This is a genomic window from Corynebacterium provencense (genome assembly GCA_900049755.1).
GTDB classification, from domain to species: Bacteria; Actinomycetota; Actinomycetes; order Mycobacteriales; family Mycobacteriaceae; genus Corynebacterium; species Corynebacterium neomassiliense.
Genome location: LT160593.1, coordinates 251,363 through 275,582, shown reverse-complemented (window position 1 = coordinate 275,582; position 24,220 = coordinate 251,363). Strand labels below are relative to the sequence as shown.

The following is a 24,220-nucleotide window of genomic DNA, read 5'->3' as shown; positions in this document are numbered from 1 at the left end:
AACGGGGGGGCGAGATCCACTGCCTGTCTCTAAAAAACAACAAGAAGTGAAAAAGAGACAGGCGTCCCACCGTGTGGTGGCGACCACCTGCCACGCCGGCGCGTCGCTGAGCACCAGCAGACGACGCCCGGTGCCGCTGTAGCGGGCGGCGACACGTTCGGCGATGTGCTGTTCGGTCACCGAGTCCACCGCGGTGGTCGGGTCCGTGAGCACGAGTAGCTCCGGGTCGGCGGCCAGGGCCCTGGCCAGGGCTACACGCTGCCGTTGACCACCCGACAGTCCGTGTCCCCCCTCACCCACCGGACGGTCGGGTCCGCCGGGAATGTCCGCACAGTCGGCGAGGACGAGCGCGGCGTCCGCCACCTCCGGGTCCGGGTGAACATTGTCACGCAGCGATCCGTCGAACAGGTCCGCGGTGTGCGGGGCCACGATGACCCGGTCGCGGGGCAGATGCTGCAGGGCATCGGCCAACCTGGTCGACCGGCCCGTTCCGCGGACCACCGTGAGACCCGTGGGGACCGCGTCAAGCACCGCCGAGGTGGCGGACTCCGACGCCTCCCCCACGGTGACGTACGGTGCGGTGAGCACGCTGACGACCCTCCGACCGGACGCCGCGGACACCGCGACCCGGGTGGCGAAGTTCCGCCCGAGCATGGTCATCGGGTGGACCACGTACTGGGACAGGCCGACGACGGTGATCAGCTGACCGACAGTCAGACCGTCGTGGAGGGCCAGCCACCCGGCGGCGACGCCGACCGCGACGACGTAGACCGCGCCGATGGACTGGGTACTCGCCGTCAGACGGGCTTCGGCCGCGTTGGCCGCGACCGTCGCCCGGTAGGCCCGGTCCGAGTGACCCCGGTACCTGTCCCGCATCGTGGAGACCACGCCGAGACCCTTGATGATCCGCAGACCACGCACCGCGTCGGTGGCCACCGCCGCCGTGCGTGCGAGAGCCGTCTGACGGGCACCAGCCCGGGCACGCAGCGGGCGGGCCGCACGCACCGACAGCAGGACCACAGCGGGGGCACCCAGAAGAACCGCCAGTCCGAGACGCCAGTCCACGGTGAGCACAACCGCGGCGACATAGAGTATCGAACCGAGCTCCGCGACGGGGAAGACGGTCATCACCACGATCTCGGCGGCCTTGTTGGCGTCGGTGCTCGCCACCGACAACAGCCCCCCGGCAGTACGTTCCACTCCGGCACCTCCGGCCGGCACACCGACCCCGCGCGGATCCTGGATGCGGTCGGTGACCGCCGTGCGCAGGTCATGGCTGAGCTGCTGGAGGATCATCTCCAGGTAACGGCGTCCGAACCAGACGGCCACCCCGTTGAGACAGAACAGGGCGACGAGGGCGCCGAGCCAGACAAGGAGCTGGCGGACACTGCCCGTGGCGACAGCCTCGTCGATGGCCCGTCCGACGATCACCGAGGTGGTCGCGTTGCAGATGAACCCGAGGAGCATCCCGCCCGAGGCGAGGAACTGCCGGGGCCGTTGCGAGAACGCCACCTTGAACAGCCAGTGCGGATCCGTGGGCTCCGGCAGCCGGGACACCCGGACGCTGAGCCTGCCCGAACTGACGGACCCGTCGTGACGGTCCTGCCGGGGGTCGTGCCGGGGGTGTCGTTCCTGTCCGTCGCGCTGCGCCATGACCTCCGAGGCTACCGCTCTACACGCCGCGGGGTAACTGCCCGTGCAGTTTGACTGAAAAGACCCTGCAGCAGTCCCTGCACTGCCATGCGTTGTCTGTCTCCGGATCCGGCCAGAGGTTCTCCGATGCGCAGTAGGGGCAGTTCATCACGGTGGCCCTCCGGGGGTTGGGGTGGGCGGATTTCCCGCCGATGGTCAGGTTCGTCTCGTCCGTCACTGCAGGACCGCCTCATCCGCCCGCAGCACCCAGTCACGGAACTGCTCCCCGTCGTTGCGCTGCTCCTTGTAGTGCTCCACCACGCGGACGATGTAGTCGTCCAGACCGGCGGAGGTCACCTTGTGACCGCGCAGCTTCTTGCCGAAGTCGGGGTGCATGCCCAGGGCGCCGCCGAGGTGCACCTGGAATCCCTCGACCCGGTTGCCGTTCTCGTCGGTGACGATCTGGCCCTTCAGACCGATGTCCGCGACCTGTGTGCGGGCGCAGGAGTTCGGGCACCCGTTGAGACTGATCTTCAGGGGGACGTCCAGGTCTCCGAGACGTTCCTCGAGCTGGTCGGTGAGTTCGATGGCCCGGGCCTTGGTCGTGACCAGTGCGAGCTTGCAGAACTCCAGACCGGTGCAGGAGATGATGTCGCGCCGGAAGCTGGACGGCCTGGCAGACAGTCCTTCCCTGTCCAGGGCGGCGACGAGGTCGTCGACGTCCTCCCCGTCCACGTCGAGGAAGAGCAGTTCCTTGTCAGGGGTGGTCCGCAGCTGGGAGACACCGTGGGCCTCGGCGAGGTCCGCGAGCCGTTGCAGCTGGTCGCCTTCGGTGTGGCCCACGGTGGGCTTGACACCGACGTAGAACCTTCCGTTCCTCTGCTCGTGGACTCCCACGTGGTCACGGTAGCCCGGCCAGATCTCCGGAGCCGGACCGTCGGTGAGCGGGTGCCCGAGGTAGTCCTCCTCGAGGATGCGGCGGAACTTCTCGATGCCCCAGTCGGCGACGAGGAACTTCAGACGGGCACGGTTGCGCAGCTTACGGTAGCCGTAGTCACGGAAGATCCGGACCACACCGACCCACACCTCGGGGACCTGGTCGATCGGCACCCACACCCCGAGTCGCCGCGAGAGCATCGGGTTGGTGGAGAGCCCGCCGCCGACCCAGACATCGAAGCCGGGGCCTTTCTCCGGGTGCTCGGAGCCGATGAAGGAGATGTCCTGGATCTCGTGGGTCACGTCCTGCCGACGGTTGCCGGAGATCGCCGACTTGAACTTGCGGGGGAGGTTGGCGAACTCTTCGCGTGTCAGCCAGTTCTCCTTGATTTCCCTGATGGCGGGGGTGGCGTCGATGATCTCGTCCTTGGAGATCCCTGCCACCGGAGAGCCGAGGATGACGCGCGGGACGTCGCCGCATCCGAAGAAGGTGTCCAGGTTCACCTGGGCGAGTCTGTCCCAGATCTCCGGGACGTCCTCGATCCTCACCCAGTGCAGCTGGATGTTCTGGCGGTCGGTGAAGTCGGCGGAACCGCGGGCGAACCTGGAGGAGATCTCCCCGATGACCCGCAGCTGGCGCGGGGTGACCTGCCCGCCGTCCAACCTGATCCGCATCATGAAGTAACGGTCCTGCAGTTCCGCGTTGGACAGGGTGCCGGTCTGCTCACCGTCCATGTCCTGACGCCGCTGCGTGTACATCCCGATCCACTTGAACCGGGGGGCGAGATCCTCTGCCGGGATGGAGTCGAATCCCTGGAGGGCGTAGATGTTCCGCACCCGGTCGGCGACGGCGAGTCCGGCGTCCTCCCGTTTGATGCGTTCGTCGTCGTTGAGGGGACGGTGCCCGTCGATGAGCCACTGGCCCTGTGGTTTGGGGGCGCGGCGTTCCTCCTTCTCCTCGTCGGTGAGTGTCCTGGGGGCAGGCAGCCCGGCGGGCGGGGCGGGCCGGGCGGCTCCGGCCTACCCATCTAGAAGTTTCGCCGCCTGCGCGGCTGCTCTGGCGGCCGCCGCCGCGGAATCCCTGGCTGCGGTCGCTTCACGGACATGCTCACGGGCGGCATCCACCCTGGATGTGGCATCCACCCTGGACGAGGCGCGGGAAGGCGTCTCGGTCGCCGTGGTCATAGGTACCCTTCTCTCTGAGCGGCTCTCTGTCCAGACTGCTCGGTCTAGCATTCGTCGACGCCCCAGAGTAGACCGCTCGGTTCAGATACACAACGCAGGACGCCCTCATCCCCACCCGGCACAATTCACCTTGCATAGAACAGACCAAGCGGTCTAGACTGCGGTCCGACCCACCTGCCCTGCCCACTTCCGCGTGCCCGGCCCTTCCCGGGGAAGTCAGGCCAGGCTAACGTGGAAGCACTGTCATCAACGGATTGGACCCTCGTATTCATGTCTGACAACCGACCGCTCCGCGTCGCCGTCATCGGATCCGGCCCGGCCGGCATCTACGCCTCTGACGCCCTGATGAAATCCGGCCAGGAGGTCTCCATCGACCTCTACGAGCGCATGCCCGCCCCATTCGGACTGATCCGGTACGGCGTCGCCCCTGACCATCCCCGCATCAAGGGCATCATCAAGAGCCTCCACAAGGTGCTGGACAAGCCCCAGATCCGCCTGCTGGGCAATATCAACGTCGGCGAGGACGTCACCCTGGACGACCTGAAGAAGCACTATGACGCCGTGATCTACGCCACGGGCGCCACCGACGACCGCGAACTGAACATCCCCGGCGGCGAACACACCATCGGTGCCGGAAAGTTCGTCGGCTTCTACGACGCCAACCCGCACTTCTCCGAATCCTGGTCACAGCCGGCCGAATCCGTCGCCGTGATCGGGGTGGGAAATGTCGGCCTCGACATCGCCCGCGTGCTGGCGAAGACCGGGGACGAACTCCTGGTCACCGAGATTCCCGACAATGTCTACGAGTCCCTGAAAAACAACCGGGCCCGGGAAGTCCACGTTTTCGGACGCCGTGGTCCCGCCCAGGCGAAGTTCACCCCCCTGGAACTCAAGGAGCTCAACCACTCGAAGACCATCGAGGTCGTCGTCGACCCGGAGGACATCGACTACGACGAGGCGTCCATGGAGGCCCGTCACAACTCGAAGATCACCGACCAGGTCTGCACCATTCTCGAGAACTACGCCATCGCCGACCCCAAGAATGCCCCCCACAAGCTCTACCTGCACTTCTTCGAGTCCCCGGTGGAGGTGAAGACCGACGCCGACGGCAAGGTCACCGGTCTCGTCACTGAACGCACCACCTACCGGGACGGCAAGGTCGTCGGCACCGGCAAGCTCACCGAGTGGCCGGTCGGCGACGTCTACCGTGCCGTGGGCTACAAGTCCCACAGGCCGGCGGACATTCCGTGGGATGACCGCCAGAACGTCATCCCCAACGTCGGTGGACGTGTCCTCACCGAAGGTCCGACCGCGGACGGCATCGCCGGCGTGCCCGGCTCCGCCGACCCCGAGGCCGAACTGCGCGAAACCCTCCCCGGTGTCTACACCACCGGCTGGGTTCGCCGCGGCCCGGTGGGGCTGATCGGCAACACCAAGGGTGACGCCAACCAGGCCGTCGCCAACCTGCTCGAGGATGTCGCGCAGGGGATCGGATTCCAGCCTGAGGACGCGTCCGAGGAGGGCGTGATCGAACTGCTGCACTCGCGGGGTATCGACTACACCACCTGGGAAGGGTGGCACAACCTCGACGCCCACGAGCGTGCCCTGGGCGAGGCAGAGGGACGCGAGCGCAAGAAGGTCCGCGAGATCGAGGAAATGGTCCGCTACTCCTCCGGCGAAGCCCGGGTCGAGGCGTAGGACAGATCCTCTCACCCTAGGTCACCGTTGTGACCCGGGGTTTTCGTTGCTGCAGTTCGGCGCTAGCGTGTGAAGCGTTAAAAGTAGGGTCGAATCTGCACCGTCGATGCACGTGAGTCGACTGATCTTGACTGACTTCACACACCGGCCGGGCGATCAGACTGTCACCCAGGCAAGACGCTCCTGTCCCCAGGCATCCGCCTCAAAGTCACCGTGGTTCCCTAACACGCTGAGGTCCGGAGATCCGGGGCACAGACCGGACCACCGTCCAGGCACGCCGATATCATCAGCGGCCTCCACTCCTCGTGCGACTTCTCGTCCACTGCGCCAGAGCCGATGCCCAAGGCAATGGCGTCCCGGGCTGCCCGATGGCGACAACGAAGACCAGTCCCACCGAGGAACCACCAGGTACGACGCCGTCCCACTTTGAGTGACACGGTTCGAGATTGGAACAGGTCGGGTGTCAGGGAGTAGCTTGCCGCGACACCCAGCGAGGTATCAGGTGACGCGGTGGAAGGACGTTTCTACTGCAACTCTCCCGCTGTCAGTCGCGCCATGCCTAACGGCAGTCCGGTGTCTGACGGGAACAACAGCCCGTCGGTGGTGGTCGACACGGAGACATGTTGCCCGACGTAACCGGTCCAACTGATGGAACTTGTCGACCCGAGCGGGGTGGCCAGGCTGACGTAACTGACCGTCTTCTCCCATACTGATCCGGGACTGCCGGACTTCAGCGCCGTAATCTGCTGCGGACTATCGAGTTTCAGAACCAGGTAGCCTTTGACGTCCGCTTCCCCATTCGGGGTGGCCACACCCCGGCTTGTCTCTGCTGTGACGGCCATGAGCTCACTGGGGGTCATGTCGACGACCGTGCCGGTGAGGACCATCTGGCCGTCGACAGTGTTGCCCGGGGTGGGCTGTTGCTGATGCCCCGGAGATGCCCCGGGACTCGAGTTCTCGTCGACGAGGTACAGCAGGCTGCCATTACCCGCCTTCTCGATACGGACCTGGGCGTTGTTCCCACCGGAGCAGTTCGCGGTGCCGCCACCGGAACCGATCACGCAACTCATCGTGTAGGTGGTGCTCGTCGTCGGACTGGACGCAGTGACGGTGGTGGCACCGGCACCTCCATTGGCACCGGCGGGCGAGGCGGTGTCCGGTCCCCACGTCGTACCCAACGCCTCCTTCGCGACATTCATCGCGAAGCCGCAGCTGGTGACGCTGCCAGCCGTGATCGTCGCACCGTCGACTGTGCCACAGTTTCCACCGATCTGGGAGAACGGTGCGGTCGCATTCACAGACAGCGCTCCACTGCGGGCTGTCGTCGGCCGCGGGCCTTCGCCGGACGCCGCATCCTCCTCTGCCCCGTCGACGACCAGGGAATCGATAGCCGAGGAATCGTCGGTGGAGATCCAGGAGATCTCGGTCCGGAGAGCTGCCAGATCCTGAGGAGTCTGGTCTAACCGGTAGTTCCAGACCTGACCGGAATCGGCCATCTCCGCCCCATCGAAGGCCCAGAGCGTCGACATTGCCTCACCGGTCCCACCCGTCAGGTCAGTTTGAAGCACACCGCTACTGTCGGACGCCGTATACACAGCGGACCGGGAACCGCCGGCAGATGATGCACCCTCATGGAAAATCTTGGCGGGGGTGATGAGCGTGCCGTCCTCCGTGGCACCGTACACCCGGATCGGACTGAATCCTCTACCATCCGCCTTGACCAGCAGTTCCGGTGCTCTGTCGGCATTGAGGTCAGCCAGTGTGTATTCGAAGTCTCCGGTGTAGTCGATTCCGGGACCCCCCGGTTCATCGAAGTCAGCGGTGGTCAGATCACCGAGGACGCCCCGGTAGGTCTTTTTCAGAGCCTCTGCCCTCTGCGCGCCGACGCCACTGCCGCTGTCATCGTCGGCAGTTGGCGAAGACCCGTCCGACGATGCTCCAGAGGTGCCCCCGGAACCGCATGCGGTGACGGTCAGGGCCATGACGGTGGCCAACGCAGCTAGGCCTGTGGCGTGACCTAAGCTGGCAGTACGCCGTAGGTAATGAACCATGATACTCTCCCTGTGAGTTTGATCAGGCCTTAAGTGTATACAAATTCGTCACCCGCGCATAATATATCATGAACCTACCTTAGAGAGGAGCTGTCTTCGCCAGTCGTTGGCATCGTAACTCACGTGAGCAGTAAGCCTTAACAACTCAAAAGAGTTAGGCGCACAGACCACATCTCCGGACATACACGGGGAGATAATCCTCGACTTCCACTCCATTGGAAGAACGTCGTCAACTGCACCGGAATCTATCCCGTGGTGGAGTGCCACCTGGGCAATCCCCTGTCTCGCATCGGTACCATACTCCGGGATAGTCTCTACGTTGTCGTAGGGAACCTTGTCCCCGTCCCCGATCAGAACCACTGCGGTGATCCGAGCATCAGGACCGATCGCCCGCAGCGCACGGTGCACTGCCATTGCACCCTGGGAGAATCCAGCAACCACGATCTTTGAATCACCACACTCCTCCGTCGTCGTCCTTATCAGCTGCTCGGCCTCCGACGCGCCAGTGGAGACCGAATCCATGAAAGCTGTCCAGTTATCCACCGTCGGCTTGACAGGTACAGCCGTAGCCGGATACTCCACAGTCCGGAGGTTGATATCCGTCCCCTCCGGAAGATCGACTGCAAGATTCTGGTAAGTGTCCTCAACGATGCCGCCTACACCACTGTCGGCAATCTCGGTAATCCCGGAGGAAGGGTCACTGTCACGTTGACCGGAACCGGCTGCGCCGATGAACTCCACGTCAGCACAGGACGCCGTCGCTGACGGTGATCCGGAGCGGACAGCAATGACCGCAACTGCCGCGACCAGGACAATGATCAGGGCCAGCGCCCCGACAACGAGAAGCCACAGGGACCGCCGTTGCGGGGCAGAGTGGTGTGGAGGGTGTGGTGGGCAGGGAACAGACACGGCAGTATTCCTTCGGGCGTACGGGGACGGTCAGTTTGGATCGAGACAGGTGAAGAGCTACTGCGGATACTGCGGCGGACCCGCATTGGTGCCTGACTGCCGGTTCGTCCACGACACGGCGGGGACAGAGGATGGCGGAACGGACACAGCCCCCGCGCGGGTCACCGTAGATTCTCCAGCAAAACGGCGGAGCCCTTGCATGTCCTCGATAAGTTCTTCACGGACTTCTGTAGACATGTGGGTAAATTCATGAGCTTCCCGGTAGACAAGTCGAGCAAAAAGAAAAGACATAATCAAAGTAGTGAAGAAGTACCGTGCAATAGTGCCGACTCCAGTTTGAGAAACGTTAAGGTACGAGAACCAAGCATTTCCACTCTCAGCGTCAGAGGTACTCCCAATCAGATCCATTCCGCTAATATCTGCCGTGAAAAGATAGATGCAGAGCAGCACCAGTCCGACCAGACTTGCCCCTATCGACAGAGAAGATGACCTAGTAAAGATGGGAGCGGCTTCCGTTCTCGACATTGGCTTTGTGAAGTTTTTCATAAAAAGTAGGTTGAGAAGTGGGGCGACCGACAGGATCAGAGCTCCCGCCGCCAGAAGAGCATTTCCCAACATTGGAGCTATTATCGCAAAAACCGTCAGCAGAATAACAGAATAGAAGGGTCCGGCAATAATGATAAACCACCCAGGAACGATGGAAGAGGGAAAAACTGACTTTGTTCTGCGAGCTCCCCTGATTACACCTCCCACCAGACCGACGAGAACGGGAAGAAGCGCTACCGTGTATGAAACAACACTAGAAATACCCATGACTCCGGATGCAAAATCGGAATAGATTTGCACTTCTTCCGCATTTTGAATCATATCAGGAGAGTAACCGTAGTCAAACGCATATCCTTGTGCTCCGACTTTCTCAAAATCAATCCGCCACGAGAGCGGCACTAATGCTGTGAGCAGAGGAACGATGGTGGCCACCAACCAACTCCAGAATAGGATTCGGGTGGATCGCCCCGCCTCAGTCCACCAGCCAATGGATATCAGCGCACTTACGGGAATGGCCAAGAACGTGACAGGGGTCAAACATTCCACCAACTTCCCCAGTCCCGTCATGAACTCCGAAATATCCTGCGTCATCGAGACCACGCACTGGTAGGCAGACAGAATGAAAGCCAGCAGCAGTAGCGGTGTAATCACGATGAGAAGGGTGCGCCGCCAGACGAGAAGGCCCTGGACCCGTGGCTCGACCACACCGGCCGCGGTAAGCGCCGCCGCCTCCCGGGGGCTGGGCACGGACTCACCGAATCCGGTGAGCCGGACCAGGTAGTCCCGGGCACCCGGTCCGGGAAGGGGGGCAGGTTGCTGCGGATACGGTTGCTGCGGCATCTGCCAGTTCCGCGGTGTCTGCTGGGTGTGCTGTTGCCAGTTCGTCATGCGAGGACTCCCAGGTCCATACCTGTCATCACTTTGTCGATGGTCTTGCCGTTGGTGGTCGCAGCATCCTCCGCGAAGTTCACCCAACTGGTGATGGCGACGGCCTGAATTGTGTGCATGGAGCTGTCCGCAGGATCGAATGCCCAGATCACGCCGCCGGAATCACCATGATCGGTGATACCGTCGAAGGCGACATTCGTATCATCCACCATCTTCTGATATTCACCGCAGGTGATGCCGGAGCGCCAACCGAGGCGACACATGTAGGGTTTGTTCTTCTCCAGCCAGGTGGAATCCTCCCATCCTGCAAGTTCCAGTTCACCCTGTTTTCCGAAGATCTGGAAGTTCGGGGTACCGGTCATGACGTCCTCATCGACGAGTTCCGGGTAGAACTGGATGAGCGCATAGTCATCGCCGCCGTTCATCGCTGATGACTCACTGTCGAATGCCTGCCACACGAACTCACCGACCCCGATGAACTGTCGGGGATCCTCGGTCCCACTCGGATCCATGTAGACCTTGTCTCCGGGGTTACCGCAGTGTCCGGCGGTGAGGTTGTAGGTTGCGTCCCGGTTGCCCTTCTCCTGGACGAACCAGCCGAAGGAGCACGAGGCCAGCCCCTCTGCGGAATCGACGTAGTACCGTGCACCCGGTTCGATGTAGTTCGGCGTGGACAGGTACTGATAACTCTCGCTGTCCCGGAGGATTTCCCTCTTCTCAATGGTTTCCGGATCCTGTTCCACCTTCTCCGGCGATGAGGTGTCCAGTTTGCCAAGGTCCTGCGTGTCAGCGGCGTCCGTGAACGTCGCCGGTGGCGTGTAGTTGTCGACGACCTTGGCGGTCGAACCGTCACTGCAGGATGCGAGGACGAGGGAGACTGCGAGAGCGGAGATACCCGCCGCTGCGCGTGATGTCTTCATTTTGGTCATCTTTCTGGTGAGTTCCCCGGCCATTCAGATCCGGTTGCCGGAGGCGAGATGGGACGAGATCGGAGCAGCGTCCGGGTGGTCACCGAAACCCGAGTTTCCCGGGCACTCATATCCCGACTGAGCGAGTTGCTGTCGACGGACCAGAACGAAGGCAGATCCGGCTGCCACTATGATCAGGATTCCGGTGGCAAGGGCGATGAAGCAGCCGAGCCCGGTGGACAATTCGCCGTCCCGGAGCATCGCTTCAACAACGTCCTCAGCACCTTCTGAATAATCCATGGCGTCGTCCATGTTGTTCGCAGCCATGTTCAGGACAGCGAGAAGTGCTGCGACCAGGCCGCCGACACCAGCCAGCACGGTGGCGGAACGGGGCGCCTTCCCCATCGCGAGAAGCCCTGATCCCACAAGGACCAGCACCAGAGAGAGCAGTATCCCTGAGAGGTAGAAGGGGAGGATCTCGGAAGTACTGTCAAGCGACTGTCCGTCGGCGGCGAGGTCGGCAAGTAGTCGTCCGTACCCCTTCTGGTCGATGTCATAGTCGAAGTCCACGCCTTCATAGCTGAAGCTGCTTGTGAACTTCTTCCAGTTCAGGAACAGACTGAGCACCAGGAACAGGAACAGTACGCCGAGGGCTGCTGCTGCTCCCCGCCCCGCGGTAGCCGGGGCGGCGGAGACGACCTGTGCCGCGGAATACGCCTGCCTCTGTCCGGCGGTCGGAGCCACCGCCGGCTCAGCAGCCTGCGACCAGACCGGGGTCGCCGGGTACTGCTGCCACGCGGCCAGCTCCGTCAGTTCCGCCAGCGACATGGGGGCGGCGGCGGGGTCGTCGATCCGCCGGTCGTACTCGGTCCTCTTCCACGGGTCGCCGAGGATGGCCCGGGCCACCCGCAGTTCCTCCAGGCGCAGGGCGTCCTGGTCCGGCATTTTCAGCCACTGGTCGAGCTGGGCCGCCAACTGCTGCGGGTCTCTGCTCCGGTCTAGACCGAGTGATCGGTAGAGGGTGTACCGGGACATGTGGTTTTCTCCTGTTTCTCTTGCGGTGGCAGTGGTGGTTGCACACGGGACCGTAGTGACAGTACTGTCACTTTCTGTGGTAATCAACAGCTCCGGGCGGTATCCGACGGCACCGGCCGGCGGAGCTGTCAGGTGCCGTAAGGCACAATGGGCGTCATGCCCCAGTCATCCGCCCATCTCAGCGAGGCCCAGCTCGCAGTGCAGGAGCGGCGTCGGATGAGCCTGGGGAACACGATCTGCGACCTCCGGCACGCCAGGGGACTGACACAGACCCAGCTGGCGGCGGCGGTGGGGATCAGCAAGCGCGGCGTCATCCGCATCGAGCAGGGTCAGACCAGCCTGACGGTGGACATCCTCGGCAGGTTCGCGGACGCCCTCGGGGTCCGCCCCAGCGAACTGCTGAGACTTGCCGAGGAGCGGGACGCAGCCGACAGTCGCAACCGTCTGTCCTGACCGTTCCAGATATGCCTTCACATATGCCGACATATGTTTCCTTCCGTCCGTGCCGAGGGTGACACGTCGGAACTTACCTGTTCAGGGCCATTATTCAAGCCGCACACTTGACACGTATGGTAGCCTAAGTCCTCGATATTTACCCCACTAATAGTCGAGGACTCAGACGAGGACTTGACTGTGATGAACATCACATAAGTTCGGCATTCTGCGCCGGCCACGGCGTCCCTGTCCGCCGCAGTTCCTCCGGAGAAACCGGTGCCCGGCAGAAGACACGGCAGGGACAGACTTTCCGCGATCCTCCCTCTCCCCACGGGTCCCGGACTATCCTGATCGACATGACCGACAGCCAGGACATCTCCTCAGAGACCCCCGACGTCCACATCACCGGCAAACAACTGCTCGCCATGACCCCCGGCCAGGTCCATGCCCTGTACAAGCTGCGTGTGGACACATTTGTCAACGAACAGCACACGAGCTTCGCCGAGATCGACGACGCGGACGCCGAACCCGGCACCCACCATGTCCTCGCCTACATCCACCCCGGTGCGGACCTGCGGTGGGGCACCCCCGACCCGGGGTCCCCGCTGAAGCTCATCGGTACCGCGCGCATCTTCGGGCCGGCCGAAGAACAGCAGATAGGACGCCTCGCCGTACTGCCGGAATTCCGCGGCTTCGGCGTCGCCCGCAGAATCGTCGAGGCGACACTCGACGTCGCACGGGGTCGCGCCGCCGCACTGGACCCGGTGAGTCAGCAGGCGGTCGTGAAGATCGACGCCCAGGTCGCGACCCAGCCGTTCTACGCCTCCTACGGTTTCGAGCCTGTCGGCGAACCGTTCACCGTGGAGGGTATCGCGCACCAGGAGATGCACCTCACCCTCTGAGATGCCGGCCGGCCCGCCTACACTCACACGCGTGACCGAATCCCGCATTCTCCTGTACTACCGCTTCACACCGCTGTCCGATCCCGGCGCAGTGATGCTCTGGCAGCGCACCCTGTGCGAGTCCCTCGGACTCCGGGGACGGATCATCATCAGCCGCCACGGCATCAACGGCACAGTCGGAGGCACCCTCGACGCCGTCAAGGCCTACATCCGGAGCACCCGCACCTACCCGGCCTTCCACGACATCGACTTCAAGTGGTCCGCAGGTTCTGCCGGTGACTTCCCGCGGCTGTCGGTCAAGGTCCGCGACGAGATCGTCACCTTCGGCGTGCCCGACAGTATCGAGGTCGACGAACACGGGGTTGTCGGGGGCGGGGTGCACCTCTCTCCCGTCCAGGTCAACGACCTGGTTGCCGAACGGGGCGACGAGGTCGTCTTCTTCGACGGACGGAACGCCATGGAGGCCGCCATCGGAAAGTTCCGTGGAGCGGTCGTCCCGGACGTGGACACCACCAGGGACTTCCTCGGTGAACTGGATTCAGGGAAGTACGACGACCTCCGTGACCGGCCTGTCGTCACCTACTGCACCGGAGGCGTCCGATGTGAGGTTCTCAGCAAGCTCATGGTGGACCGGGGATTCCGGGAGGTCTACCAGCTGGACGGCGGGATCGTCCGCTACGGGGAGCAGTTCGGCGACCACGGCCTGTGGGAGGGGTCACTGTACGTCTTCGACCGGCGCATGCACGTGGAGTTCAGCGGGGACGCCGCGGAACTCGGCCACTGCATCCACTGCGGAACCGCGACCAACACCTACCGCAACTGCATCAACGACAGCTGCCGGGACATGGTCCTCATCTGCGACAACTGTGCCGCGCAGCCGGCGACCTCCCACTGCGGACGCCCCGGGTGCCGGATCCCGGCTGTGGAACCGGGGACGGTCCCGGACGGAGACACGGCGGGGACCTCCACAGGGCGCGTCAGCGGCTCCGTGTCCGTGTGATTCGTATGATCAGGGTGGAGAGGCCTTATGAGGCCATGTGAGGCGCTGAGAGGCACTGAGAGGCGCTGAGAGACCCGGGAACAGGCATACAGGAACCGCAGAACCACGGAGGACGGACAATGAGGGTTCACCATGAGAGCTGACCACGGAATCCCGCGCGTGGTCGCCCTCGCTGCAGGGGCGGTACTGCTGACCTGCGCCGCCGGATGCGCAGACAAAGCGGTGTTCTACAGTGAGGTCGACAGTGAGACCGATCCTGCGGCCGCGGGCATCTCGGCCCCTGCCGACGCCTCGGTCTTCCGTTCCTCGGCGATCGGTCCCGACCGGGTGAACTTCTTCGTCGGGGAAGGGTCCCCACTGGCCTACGTGGAACGCAGACTGCTCGACAGTGAAGGACGTCTGCCCGCGGGAATGAGTCTGACCGAGGCCCAGTCGCTCCAGGTCCTCGGCAAGCTCGACGACCTGCTGACCTCCCGGGGTCTGGAGTTCTACGAGGTCGGCACAGTCAGGGCCTACCTGGCACCTGACGGGGCGGCAGGCGCAGACTTCGACGGGTGGCAGCGTGCCTACCGCCGCTACTTCGCCAACATCGACCGGGACAACGGGGACTCCCTCCTCCCGGAACCGGTGGAGACCACCACCGTGTCGACCACTGTGGCGCTGTCCACTCCACCGCCGCCTGTGGCGCTGTCCACCACCCCGGCCGGTCCCGACGAGACCTCACCGGCCACGACCGGCCGGTCATCCACTGCACCGGCGACGACGAGGACGACCCGCCCCTCGACGGTCGAGGATCTGTACCCGGGCACGGTCAACCCCACCCGCCCCACCCTCGTCACCGTGGGGGTCGCCCAGCAGCCGGTGGAGGGGTGGCTCGTGCAGGTGGAGATCGAGGTCTTCCACGGGGAGGACTGACCGGGCCCCGGGAGCACGGCAGGTGTCCCCCGTGAAACCCGTCTGAGCGGGCCGCCGGCTATTCGCCGCTGACGCTCAGGGTCACGGCGTCCGCGGCCTGTCTGGCGTTCCTGCGGGCGGTGTCCGTGTCCTCGGCCGTCGCGAACGCCACCCCCATCCTGCGACGGACATGACTCTCCGGCTTACCGAAGATCCGCACGTCGGATTCCGGCACGGCCAGTGCCTGCGCCAGACCCGCGTAGGACGGGGCCCTGCCCTCGACGTCACCGTAGATCACCGCGGACGCCCCGGGGGAGATCAGGGTGGTGTCGATCGGCAGTCCCAGGATCGCCCGTGCGTGCAGGTCGAACTCACTGAACCGCTGCGACCCCATGGTCACCATGCCGGTGTCGTGCGGGCGGGGGCTGACCTCGGAGAAGTACACGTCATTGCCCTTGACGAACAGTTCGACCCCGAACACTCCACGTCCGCCGAGAGCACCGGTGATCCTCGCGGCCACCGAGCGTGCGGCCTCCAGTGCCTCGGTGCTCATCTGTGCCGGCTGCCAGGATTCGACGTAGTCGCCGTGCTCCTGCCGGTGACCGATCGGTTCGCAGAACCACGTGGCGTCCTCCCCCGTCGCCGGATCCACCGACCGCACCGTGAGAAGTGTGATCTCGTAGTCGAAGGGCACGAACTGCTCGATGATCACCCTCTCGGAGTGGACCCGCCCACCGCTCATCGCGTACTCCCATGCCGGGGCGATGTCCTCCGCTGACCGGATGTAGGACTGTCCCTTGCCTGAGGAGCTCATTACCGGTTTGACCACGCAGGGGATCCCGATCTGCCGGACACCGTCCCGGAACTCCTCGAAGGAGGAGGCGAAGACGTGCCGGGAGCTCGGCAGCCCGAGTTCCCGGTCGGCGAGTGTCCTGATCCCCTCCCTGTTCATCGTCAACCTCGTCGCCCGCGCGGTGGGGATCACCGTGGTGAGCTGCTCGTCCTCCAGTTCCTGGAGGGCGCCGGTGGCCAGGGCCTCGATCTCCGGGACGACGAAGTCCGGACGGATCTCCTCGACCAGGCCACGGATCATCTGCGGATCAGTCATGTCGACGGTGTAGTGGAAATCTGCGACCCGCTGTGCCGGTGCCCCTGCGTACCGGTCGACGGCGTGGACCTCGACGCCGAGCCGTTGCAGTGCGACGGTGACCTCACGCCCGAGTTCACCGGAACCGAGGAGAAGGACTTTCGTGGCGTTGGCGGCGCCCGGAGTGCCGATGGCGTCGGGAGTGTACACCGTGTTCCTTTCGGGAGACTGTCAGTTGCGTCACCCCGAGACGCTACCCCCAGGACCCCCGTCACACCGAAACTGAACGGGAAAAATGTGCCCGGTCGGGAATAGATCCTCCCCCGCAAGAGTTGAGTGTGGTGCAAGCAAGTTTTGAGACCGTTCCCCGGATTCACCGGGGCAGAAAGGACAGTACAATGACCAGCTTCCGCCTCGACCCCTTCGCCCCCCTCGACCACGTCGCGCGCGAGTTCTTCGGCACCCCCGCCACCCGTGCTCCCCGCTTCATGCCGCTGGACCTGGTGAAGACCGAGGACGGCTTCACCCTCACCGCCGACCTCCCGGGAGTCTCGCCCGAATCCATCGGGATCGACATCGACAACGGAATCCTCACCATCACCGCGGAGAGGACCACCGGACCGGCCGCCGACACCACCGGGGACGCCCGGGGTGACGCCCAGGCCAACGGGACCTCAGGCAGGTCCGGAGCCACCTGGCTGGCGAACGAACGGTTCTCGGGTTCCTACCGGCGCCAGATCTCCGTCGGCGACACGGTCAACACCGAGAAGATCACCGCCGACTACTCCGACGGAGTGCTGACAGTCACCCTGCCTGTCGCAGAACGTGCCAAGACCCGCAGGATCGCCGTCACCCACAGCGCCTCCACCCCGGAGACCGTGACGGCAGCTGCGCCGGAGACCGTCGACGCGGCACCGACCGCACCCGCCGTCGAAGCCTGAGCGGTTCTTGACGCCTGCGCTGTAACACCTCCCCTGCAGTGACGTTGGTCAGCAGGAGACACACGACATCTCCGGAGAACCCGGCCACACCCGCCTGCGGCCGGGTTCTGCTGTGCCCGGCCCCCGCCCCCGGCCCCCGGCGTCCCTCAGTCGCGTCCGCTGGCTGGGGGTCGCGGCCGACCTGAGGTGCCCGGGCAGGGGCGGTTCCGGGGGTTGTTCCGGAAGGTGCAACGGGCAATGGGGCCCGTGTGGCTGGTAGACATCTGGATGGGGAGAAGGGCGAGGCTGACCGCCGCGGCGAAGTCCGCGTCATGACAGGTCCACACCACCGCCGGACGTACCCCGTCCCTCCCCAGTTCACGGTGGTAGTCCCCCGCCGCGTACCGGCGCAGGACCCCGGCGAGCCACCCGTGGCCCGGCGCGTCGAGCCCCACCGTCGGCTCATCGACGAGCAGCAGTTCCGGCCCCCTCACCAGTGCTGCAGCGACCGCGACCATCCTGCGTGCGGCACTGGGCACGTCCAACGGGTGCACGTCACGCCACCGCTCCAGCCCCACCCACCGGAGCGCCGCCTCCGCGTGGTCCGCGTCGGTGCCCACCTCCAGTTCCCTGGCGACGGTGCGCCTGGAGAACGCGGCGTCCATCCCGGTGGGTGCCCAGCCGGTGACGGCGGGGGCGTGGAGGCGTCCCTCTGACGGCCGCAGTCCGGCCACTGCGAGCATGAGGGTGGTCTTCCCCGACCCGTTCGGCCCCGCAAGGTGGGTGACCTGGCCCGCGAAAGCGGTCAGGGACGCCCGGAGCGTGAACGCGCCGTTCACCACGGTGAGATCGCAGTCGAGGACGGCGTCCCCCGGCGGTGCGGGAACCGTGGCGGAAACAGTGGCAGGAACCTCGGGCCGCGGTGCCGGCGCGGCGACGAGATGCCCGTCGGTCAGCCTGAACTGCTCGTCGGCGAGGGCTGTCAGGGGCGTGGCGAACCGGTCGTAGACGGTCACGTCACCGACCGTGCGGCTGAACCGTACGAGCGTGGCGGCCAGGGTGTCCACGGCGGCGGCGTCCAGTCCGTCTGTCGGACAGTCGAGGACGAGAGCCCCCGGGTCCCGCAGGAGCGCTGAGGCGACGGCTACCCGCCTGGTCTGCCCGGTAGACAGTGCCGACGGGTCCTGACCGGTGATCTCCTCCAGTCCCCACAGGTGCACGGCGGCACTGATGCGGGACTCCATCTCCTCCCTGGGCACCCCCTGCTGTTCCATGCCGAAGGCGAGCTCCTGACGGACCGTAGGTCGCAGGAGCGAGATATGTGCGGCGGCGTCGTTGCCCACCCACGCGGCACCGGTGGATTCGGCCGTGGCCCAGGCGTGCTCGGACAGGCCGGATCCGGAGGTCCCCCAGATGAAGCGCACGGTCATGGCCGAGACCGTACCAGCGTCGGCACGGCCCGGCGGCACCGGCGGCACCGACGGCAGCTCACCACAGCACCGTGACTGCGACGAACACCGGGACGAGCACCAGGAGGCGGCGTCCCACCCTCTCCTGCCAGGGATCGTCCACCGGGTCCAGGAGTGTCCTGGGGCCGGGATCGCCGATTCCGGTGCGCTGGAGTGGGCGGGAACGGTGACCGGCCTCCACCACCAGTCCGACGACAAGGGGCAGGACGCAGGACGCCCTGGCCCGCCAGGTGTCGGGCACACCGCGGCTGCGCTGCACCTCCCGGATCGTCGACCAGCGGCGGCGTGCCATCGGCAGCAGCCGGACCACGGATCCGACCATGTAGACCAGTGGTGCCGGGACCCGCAGCTGCAGTGAGCACATCAGATCGTCGACATCCACGAAGGACAGCAGGACCAGCCCTGACGCCGTCATCGCGGCGAACCGGAGTGACAGCCCTCCGGCGGTGGTCCAGCCCTCCGCGGAGAAAGGCACGTAGATCAGCGCGTAGGAGACCGTGGCCGGGACAGTGAGCAGCAGGGAGGCGCCGAGAGCGCGGAGCTGCCGTGACGACCGGCGTCCGGTGGAGCGGCCGGCCCCGCCAGACAGTACGGCTGACAGCACGGCGGTGACCACGGCGAATGCCAGCATGACGGCACTGACCACGGTGTCGTGGGCGATCATGACCACGACCACCGCACACACCGCCGCGGTCAACGGCGTCAACGGGTTCACACCGTCACCGTGGTGCCGTCGGCGGCGGGGGCACTGTCGGCCGCGGGGGCGAAGGTCCGGCGGGTCTTCTGCGGCAGTGCCCGGTAGACCACGAACACCAGCATGAAGATGATGACCTTGTCGACCGGGTCGGAGGTCCAGGACTGCAGGAACACCGCTGTGGTACCGGAGAACCCGAGTGCCTCGTAGGCGGAGACGAGCAGCCCGGTCCCCGTGCCTGCGGTTCCGCCGAAGATGAAGTTCGCGACCGGGGCGGAGACCAGGCCGGAGAGGAGGCCGACGACAAGTCCGGCGATGACGACCTTCCACCACGACGACCGCCACAGTCCCCGGACCAGACCGACGACGAAGCCGGTCATCGCGTAGCCTGCCGCGAAGCAGATGATCGTGGGGTTGAACGCCCCCCACACCAGACTGGAGAGTCCCCCGGTGGCCAGTCCTGCGGCCGGACCGGCGAGGACCGCCACGAGTACTGTGCCGAAGGAGTCGAGGTAGAGCGGCAGGGGCAGGCCCATGGTCCCGACCACCTGGCCGACGACGATGTTGAGCACCAGGGCGACGGGGATGATGCTGAGGGTGCGCACCGGCAGGGTGGGGACCACGGCGATGAGGGAGAGGACCGTGGGGACGAGGAACCCCACCAGTGCGACGGCGGTGGACCGGGAGTCCGCAACCGTGGAGAAGTCGGAGTCCTCCGGCTGACTGAGGACGAGCCAGAGCCAGGTGAGGACGAACAGCAGCACACTGGTGCCGACAAGTGCGTGGCGTACGGGGCGTGACAAGGGGCGCACGGTGATGACTTCCTGGGTTGGCCTGGTGTGGACGGCGTGGCTGGACAGGTCGCGGCAGCCCCTATGTCACCTCGGGGTCGCCGCCCACCTCAGATCGCCGGGCAGGGCCGGTTCCTGAGGTTGTTCCTGAAGTTGCTACGGGCAATTGTGCCCAGTACGGCCCGCGGGGGCAAGACAGCTGCCTGCCGAACACCGTGTGAACCGGGTTTTCCCGGGATGCGGGACAGTGGAGTCCACCCGCAGACTTGACAGACCGAGCGGTCTACTGGTTTTCTTGGGCACCAAGCAGTCGACGAGAGTCGAGTTCCCCTCCTGGAGCCCCGGATGAGGCGGAACCTGCGGACCTTCCCCCCACGGGAACGGACCGCAGCGTGCAGCCTGGTCCACAGGCGCTTCCCCGGGGCTTTCCGCGCATCATCCGCAGATCCCCCGGCAGGTACCGGCGGACCCGGCCTTCACGTGACCTCCCACCGACGGCGAGACCCGTACACCCACTTTGTGAAGGATCATCGTGACCGCACAGATCAACGCCACCGTCGCCGGGGTTCCGCGCATCGGCCCCGGGCGCGAGCTGAAGAAAGCTCTGGAAACCTACTGGAAGGACGCCACAACCGGGCGCAACCTCGCCACCGTCGCCACACAGCTGGTCAACCAGCAGGCGGACGCGCTGACGCAGGCGGGCCTGGACTCCGTCCCCACCATCGGCCGCAGCTTCTACGACTCGATGCTCGACACCTCCGCCCTCCTGGGCACCCTGCCCGCCCGCGTCGCCGACATCGACGACCACGGCAACGACGGCCTGCCCGCCTACATCGACCGGCTGTTCGCCGCCGCCCGGGGCACCGCCGACCTCCCGGCGTCCGCGATGACGAAGTGGTTCGACACGAACTACCACTACATCGTCCCCGAACTCGACGCGGACACCGAGTTCCGTCTCGACGACGCCGCCCTGCTCTCCGACCTCTCCGACCAGATCACCCGCGGCACCGCCGCCCGCCCGGTGCTCATCGGCCCGCTGACCTACCTGGCACTGGCCCGCACCACCGACGGGTCAGACGCCCTGGTCCACCTCGGTGAGGTCTTCGACGCCTACGCCCGCCTGCTGCCCCGCATCGCCGAACGCGGTGCCTCCTGGGTCCAGTTCGACGAGCCCTACCTCGTCACCGACATCGCCGTCGACGACGGGCGCCGGTCCGACCTGCTGGCCCGCACCCGCGCCGGGTACACGAAGCTGGCCGCGGCGTCGGACCTGCACATCCTGCTGCAGACCTACTTCGGGGACGGTGACCTGGCGGTGAGCACCCTGTCGGGCACCGGCATCGCCGCTTTCGGTGTGGACCTGGTCACCGGCCGCACCGACGAACGTCAGTCCACCGACACCCGTACCGCCGACGCCGACCTGCTTCCCTCGTGGACCGGGCAGGAGCAGATCCTCGCCGGTGTCGTCGACGGGCGCAACATCTGGCGCACCGACCTTTCCCGCGCCCTCGCCACCCTGAAGACCCTCGCCGCGCGGGGGCCGGTGGGGGTGTCCACCTCATCGTCACTGCTGCACGTCCCCTACTCCCTGGCGCAGGAGACGAGCCTCGACGATGACGCCGAGCTGCGCAGCTGGCTGGCGTTCGGTGCCGAGAAGGTCGCCGAGGTCGCTGTCCTGTCCCGGCTGCTCACCGGCACCGAGACCGAGACTGACCGGACCGCGGTCGCCGTCTCCCACGACGCTGTGGAGGCACGCCGTGTCTCCGCGCGGACCCACAATGAGGCACTGCGTGCACGTACCGCCGGCGTCACCGACGCCGACCGGCACCGCAGTCCGTTCGAACAGCGTCGCGAAGTACAGGCCAGGGAGCTGAACCTGCCCCCGCTGCCGACGACCACGATCGGTTCCTTCCCCCAGACGGCCGAGATCCGGCGGGCCCGGGCCGACCTGAGGGCGGGCCGGACCACCCCGGCCGAATACCACCAGGCGATGGTCGACGAGATCCGGGACGTCATCGAACGGCAGGAGGCACTGGGCCTCGACGTCCTGGTCCACGGGGAACCGGAACGCAACGACATGGTCCAGTACTTCTCCGAACAGCTGGAGGGATACCACTCCACCGACCTGGCATGGGTGCAGTCCTACGGGTCGCGGTGTGTCCGCCCGCCGATCCTGTTCGGTGACGTCACCCGCCCGGAGCCGATGACCGTCGAATGGTTCCGGGTGGCCCAGTCCTTCACCGACAAGCCGGTGAAGGGGATGCTCACCGGGCCGGTGACGATGCTCGCCTGGTCGTTCGTCCGCGACGACCAGCCGTTGGGGACCACCGCCGACCAGGTCGCCCTGGCCCTGCGTGACGAGATCGACGACCTTGTGGACGCCGGTGCGAAGATCATCCAGGTCGATGAGCCTGCGATCCGTGAGCTTCTGCCCCTGCGCCGTGCCCAGCAACCGGCGTACCTGGAATGGGCGGTCGGTGCCTTCCGTCTGGCCACCTCCGGTGTCGCGGACAGCATCCAGATCCACACCCACATGTGCTACTCCGAGTTCAACGAGCTCATCGGGACAGTGGGCGACCTGGACGCCGACGTGACCTCCATCGAGGCCGCCCGCAACGGGATGCAGGTGCTCCACGCACTGCGGGAATCCGGTTTCGAGCTCGGTGTCGGCCCCGGGGTGTGGGACATCCACTCCCCCCGCGTCCCGGAACAGTCCGAGGTGGACACCCTGCTCACCGAGGCGTTGGAGGCCGTCCCGGCGTCCCAGCTGTGGGTCAACCCGGACTGTGGTCTGAAGACCCGCGGCTGGGAGGAGACCACGGCCTCGATCCGGGTGCTCGTCGCGGCGGCGGAGAAGGCCCGCGCGACAGTGTCGGCGTGACAGCGTCGGCGTGACGCCACGGGCCTGATCTGCCCGGTCAGGGCCCTGTCAGGACCCTGTCAGGACCCTGTCAGGGCCTGCCGGAGCGGGACAGCAGTCCGCCGAGTTCCTCAACCATCTCCGGTATCCACCAGGCCCAGTCGTGACCGCCGGACACCGTGCGGGCGGTGGCGTCACCGCCCTGCCGGCGCAGCAGCGCCGCCAGTTCCTGCGCCCTCTGCGCCGAATCTCCCTCGTAACGTCCTGACTGGAGGCGGACGACGGCGTCCCCGCCACGGAGTGCGGCGGCCAGGGCATTGTCGAGGTCAGGTGTCCGGTAGCGCCAGTAGGAGACCGACTGCGCCACGGCGGCGCCGATCCTCCCCCCGGACCGGGCGAGTGCGAACAGTGCCGACAGTCCTCCGAAGGAGGCCCCGGTGACCACCGTGCCGGTCCTGTCCACCGCGCCCAGGACGCCCTCGGCGTGGAGACGTGGAACCAGAACGCCTGCCACCCACTCCGCCTGACCGCCGGGAACCCCCAGGTCCTCCGACCTGGCAGGACCGGCGGAGACGAAGGCCACCGCCACCGGGGGAACCACCCCCGCCTGCTCCGCGTAGCTGAGGACCAGCGGTGTGCCGAGACGGTCGACATGCCCCTCACCGTCGAAAACCACGACCAGGGGGACAGGAGTTTCCGGTCGCGCGGACGGGGAGCGCCACAGCCGGACGACCGGTTCCTCCGGTGACCGGGCCGGCAACGTGACCGTCATCTCCGGGCACGGCGTCCCGTAGGCGTCCAGCCACGGACGCCGGGGGCAGACCCGTGCCACCTCACTGACGGTCGCGCGACGCAGACCGGGGTCACCGGGCACCAGGCGTGGCAGGCGGTGGAGGTCTCCCCCGTGCCACGGGGCAGCCCCCTGCCCTGACTCACGGTCCGGCACGGGGCCGGCCGGAAACTCCGTCCGCCCGACGGGTCCCCGGTGCTCGAGGAAGGAGTACGAGGCCTGCCAGTCCCCCGGGACGGTGAAGGCGGCCGCCCACCAGCCGTGGCCGACCGGCTCCAGGTCGCAGGCGGCGGGGGGATCCGGGCGGAACCATCCGCTGACGGCGACCGACACCGCCGTCGCCTCCGGTGCGCGGTGACGCACCACGACCCCGACACGACCGTCACTCCGGCTGAACTCCGTCCACACCGGCGCCCCGTCCCACCCGTGGCCCGACGCCGGGTCACGGAAACCCTCAGGGAGGGTGGTCCGCGGCACCGGTGTCCGGAGCCTGCTACCGGGTCTCGGCAGCACAGTCAGTCCGTCAAGCATCATGTCCTTCCCACCTGCTGTCACCACAGTGCGATCTCCACAGTTCGATCTCCACGGTT

20 protein-coding genes are annotated in these 24,220 nt (G+C 65.9%); 7 read left to right on the top strand and 13 right to left on the bottom strand.

What is annotated here, in order from left to right; genetic code table 11:
- The 3 genes from BN3906_RS07700 to BN3906_RS14700 form a co-directional block, all read right to left on the bottom strand.
- Positions 1-1,653 (bottom strand): ABC transporter transmembrane domain-containing protein (locus tag BN3906_RS07700; RefSeq protein ID WP_078057278.1); only part of this gene is annotated, 1,653 nt, incomplete at its 3' end.
- A 213-nt stretch (positions 1,654-1,866) separates the two neighbouring features.
- Positions 1,867-3,555 carry a nitrite/sulfite reductase gene (locus tag BN3906_RS07690; RefSeq protein ID WP_066586769.1) on the bottom strand — a complete coding sequence of 563 codons (1,689 nt, stop codon included), beginning with the start codon at positions 3,553-3,555 and terminating at the stop codon, positions 1,867-1,869.
- Between the two features lie 33 nt (positions 3,556-3,588).
- A complete protein-coding gene (locus tag BN3906_RS14700; protein ID WP_154669495.1) occupies positions 3,589-3,753 on the bottom strand; it encodes a hypothetical protein in 165 nt (54 codons plus the stop codon).
- A 270-nt stretch (positions 3,754-4,023) separates the two neighbouring features.
- Here BN3906_RS14700 and BN3906_RS07685 point away from each other — a divergent pair, with 270 nt between their 5' ends.
- Positions 4,024-5,451, top strand: a complete 1,428-nt coding sequence (locus BN3906_RS07685) for an FAD-dependent oxidoreductase (RefSeq protein ID WP_066586766.1) — start codon at positions 4,024-4,026, stop codon at positions 5,449-5,451.
- 524 nt (positions 5,452-5,975) lie between these two features.
- On the opposite strand, the gene BN3906_RS07680 is transcribed toward BN3906_RS07685, so the two are convergent.
- From BN3906_RS07680 to BN3906_RS07660, 5 genes are all read right to left on the bottom strand, one after another.
- Positions 5,976-7,445: a hypothetical protein gene (locus tag BN3906_RS07680; RefSeq protein WP_147592878.1), complete on the bottom strand. Its 1,470-nt coding sequence runs from the start codon at positions 7,443-7,445 to the stop codon at positions 5,976-5,978.
- Positions 7,446-7,568: 123 nt separating this feature from the next.
- Positions 7,569-8,243, bottom strand: coding sequence for a cutinase family protein (locus tag BN3906_RS07675; RefSeq protein WP_066586761.1), 675 nt, complete (start codon positions 8,241-8,243; stop codon positions 7,569-7,571).
- Positions 8,244-8,468: 225 nt separating this feature from the next.
- Positions 8,469-9,845 carry a hypothetical protein gene (locus tag BN3906_RS14480; protein ID WP_147592876.1) on the bottom strand — a complete coding sequence of 459 codons (1,377 nt, stop codon included), beginning with the start codon at positions 9,843-9,845 and terminating at the stop codon, positions 8,469-8,471.
- The gene (locus BN3906_RS07665) at positions 9,842-10,765 is read right to left on the bottom strand and encodes a chymotrypsin family serine protease (RefSeq protein WP_147592874.1); all 924 of its coding nucleotides are present in this window, start codon (positions 10,763-10,765) and stop codon (positions 9,842-9,844) included. Before BN3906_RS07665 ends, BN3906_RS14480 begins: the two co-directional genes overlap by 4 nt.
- 33 nt (positions 10,766-10,798) lie before the next feature.
- Positions 10,799-11,788 carry a hypothetical protein gene (locus tag BN3906_RS07660; protein ID WP_066586754.1) on the bottom strand — a complete coding sequence of 330 codons (990 nt, stop codon included), beginning with the start codon at positions 11,786-11,788 and terminating at the stop codon, positions 10,799-10,801.
- 156 nt (positions 11,789-11,944) lie between these two features.
- Between BN3906_RS07660 and BN3906_RS07655 the strand changes: the two genes are divergently transcribed.
- The 4 genes from BN3906_RS07655 (at position 11,945) to BN3906_RS07640 (ending at position 15,040) form a co-directional block, all read left to right on the top strand.
- Positions 11,945-12,241, top strand: coding sequence for a helix-turn-helix domain-containing protein (locus BN3906_RS07655; protein WP_261796914.1), 297 nt, complete (start codon positions 11,945-11,947; stop codon positions 12,239-12,241).
- 338 nt (positions 12,242-12,579) lie between these two features.
- Positions 12,580-13,125, top strand: coding sequence for a GNAT family N-acetyltransferase (locus tag BN3906_RS07650; protein ID WP_066586748.1), 546 nt, complete (start codon positions 12,580-12,582; stop codon positions 13,123-13,125).
- A gap of 31 nt (positions 13,126-13,156) precedes the next feature.
- Entirely contained in the window at positions 13,157-14,125 is a 969-nt protein-coding gene (gene trhO, locus BN3906_RS07645) for an oxygen-dependent tRNA uridine(34) hydroxylase TrhO (RefSeq protein WP_147592872.1), read from the top strand.
- A 132-nt stretch (positions 14,126-14,257) separates the two neighbouring features.
- A complete protein-coding gene (locus BN3906_RS07640) occupies positions 14,258-15,040 on the top strand; it encodes a RidA family protein (RefSeq protein ID WP_066586745.1) in 783 nt (260 codons plus the stop codon).
- Positions 15,041-15,098: 58 nt separating this feature from the next.
- Here BN3906_RS07640 and purT read toward each other — a convergent pair whose 3' ends face one another.
- Positions 15,099-16,316, bottom strand: coding sequence for a formate-dependent phosphoribosylglycinamide formyltransferase (gene purT / locus BN3906_RS07635; RefSeq protein ID WP_066586743.1), 1,218 nt, complete (start codon positions 16,314-16,316; stop codon positions 15,099-15,101).
- A gap of 188 nt (positions 16,317-16,504) precedes the next feature.
- On the opposite strand from purT, the gene BN3906_RS07630 reads away from it, so the two are divergent.
- Complete coding sequence (locus BN3906_RS07630; RefSeq protein ID WP_066586742.1) at positions 16,505-17,047, top strand: Hsp20/alpha crystallin family protein; 543 nt, start codon at positions 16,505-16,507, stop codon at positions 17,045-17,047.
- A 146-nt stretch (positions 17,048-17,193) separates the two neighbouring features.
- On the opposite strand, the gene BN3906_RS07625 is transcribed toward BN3906_RS07630, so the two are convergent.
- From BN3906_RS07625 to BN3906_RS07615, 3 genes are read right to left on the bottom strand one after another with little or no spacing between them, the layout of a single operon-like run.
- On the bottom strand, positions 17,194-18,456 hold the full coding sequence (locus tag BN3906_RS07625) for an ATP-binding cassette domain-containing protein (RefSeq protein ID WP_078057273.1): 1,263 nt from the start codon (positions 18,454-18,456) through the stop codon (positions 17,194-17,196).
- A gap of 58 nt (positions 18,457-18,514) precedes the next feature.
- Complete coding sequence (locus tag BN3906_RS07620; protein WP_066586740.1) at positions 18,515-19,210, bottom strand: energy-coupling factor transporter transmembrane component T family protein; 696 nt, start codon at positions 19,208-19,210, stop codon at positions 18,515-18,517.
- Positions 19,207-20,001, bottom strand: coding sequence for a glycosyl transferase family 9 (locus tag BN3906_RS07615; protein ID WP_066586737.1), 795 nt, complete (start codon positions 19,999-20,001; stop codon positions 19,207-19,209). The genes BN3906_RS07620 and BN3906_RS07615 overlap by 4 nt, the downstream gene beginning before the upstream one ends.
- Positions 20,002-20,512: 511 nt before the next feature.
- Here BN3906_RS07615 and metE point away from each other — a divergent pair.
- Positions 20,513-22,861, top strand: coding sequence for a 5-methyltetrahydropteroyltriglutamate--homocysteine S-methyltransferase (gene metE, locus BN3906_RS07610; protein ID WP_066586734.1), 2,349 nt, complete (start codon positions 20,513-20,515; stop codon positions 22,859-22,861).
- A gap of 70 nt (positions 22,862-22,931) precedes the next feature.
- Here the strand turns inward: metE and BN3906_RS14095 are convergent, their stop codons facing one another.
- The gene (locus BN3906_RS14095) at positions 22,932-24,161 is read right to left on the bottom strand and encodes an alpha/beta hydrolase-fold protein (protein ID WP_222705275.1); all 1,230 of its coding nucleotides are present in this window, start codon (positions 24,159-24,161) and stop codon (positions 22,932-22,934) included.
- Positions 24,162-24,220 lie beyond the last annotated feature (59 nt).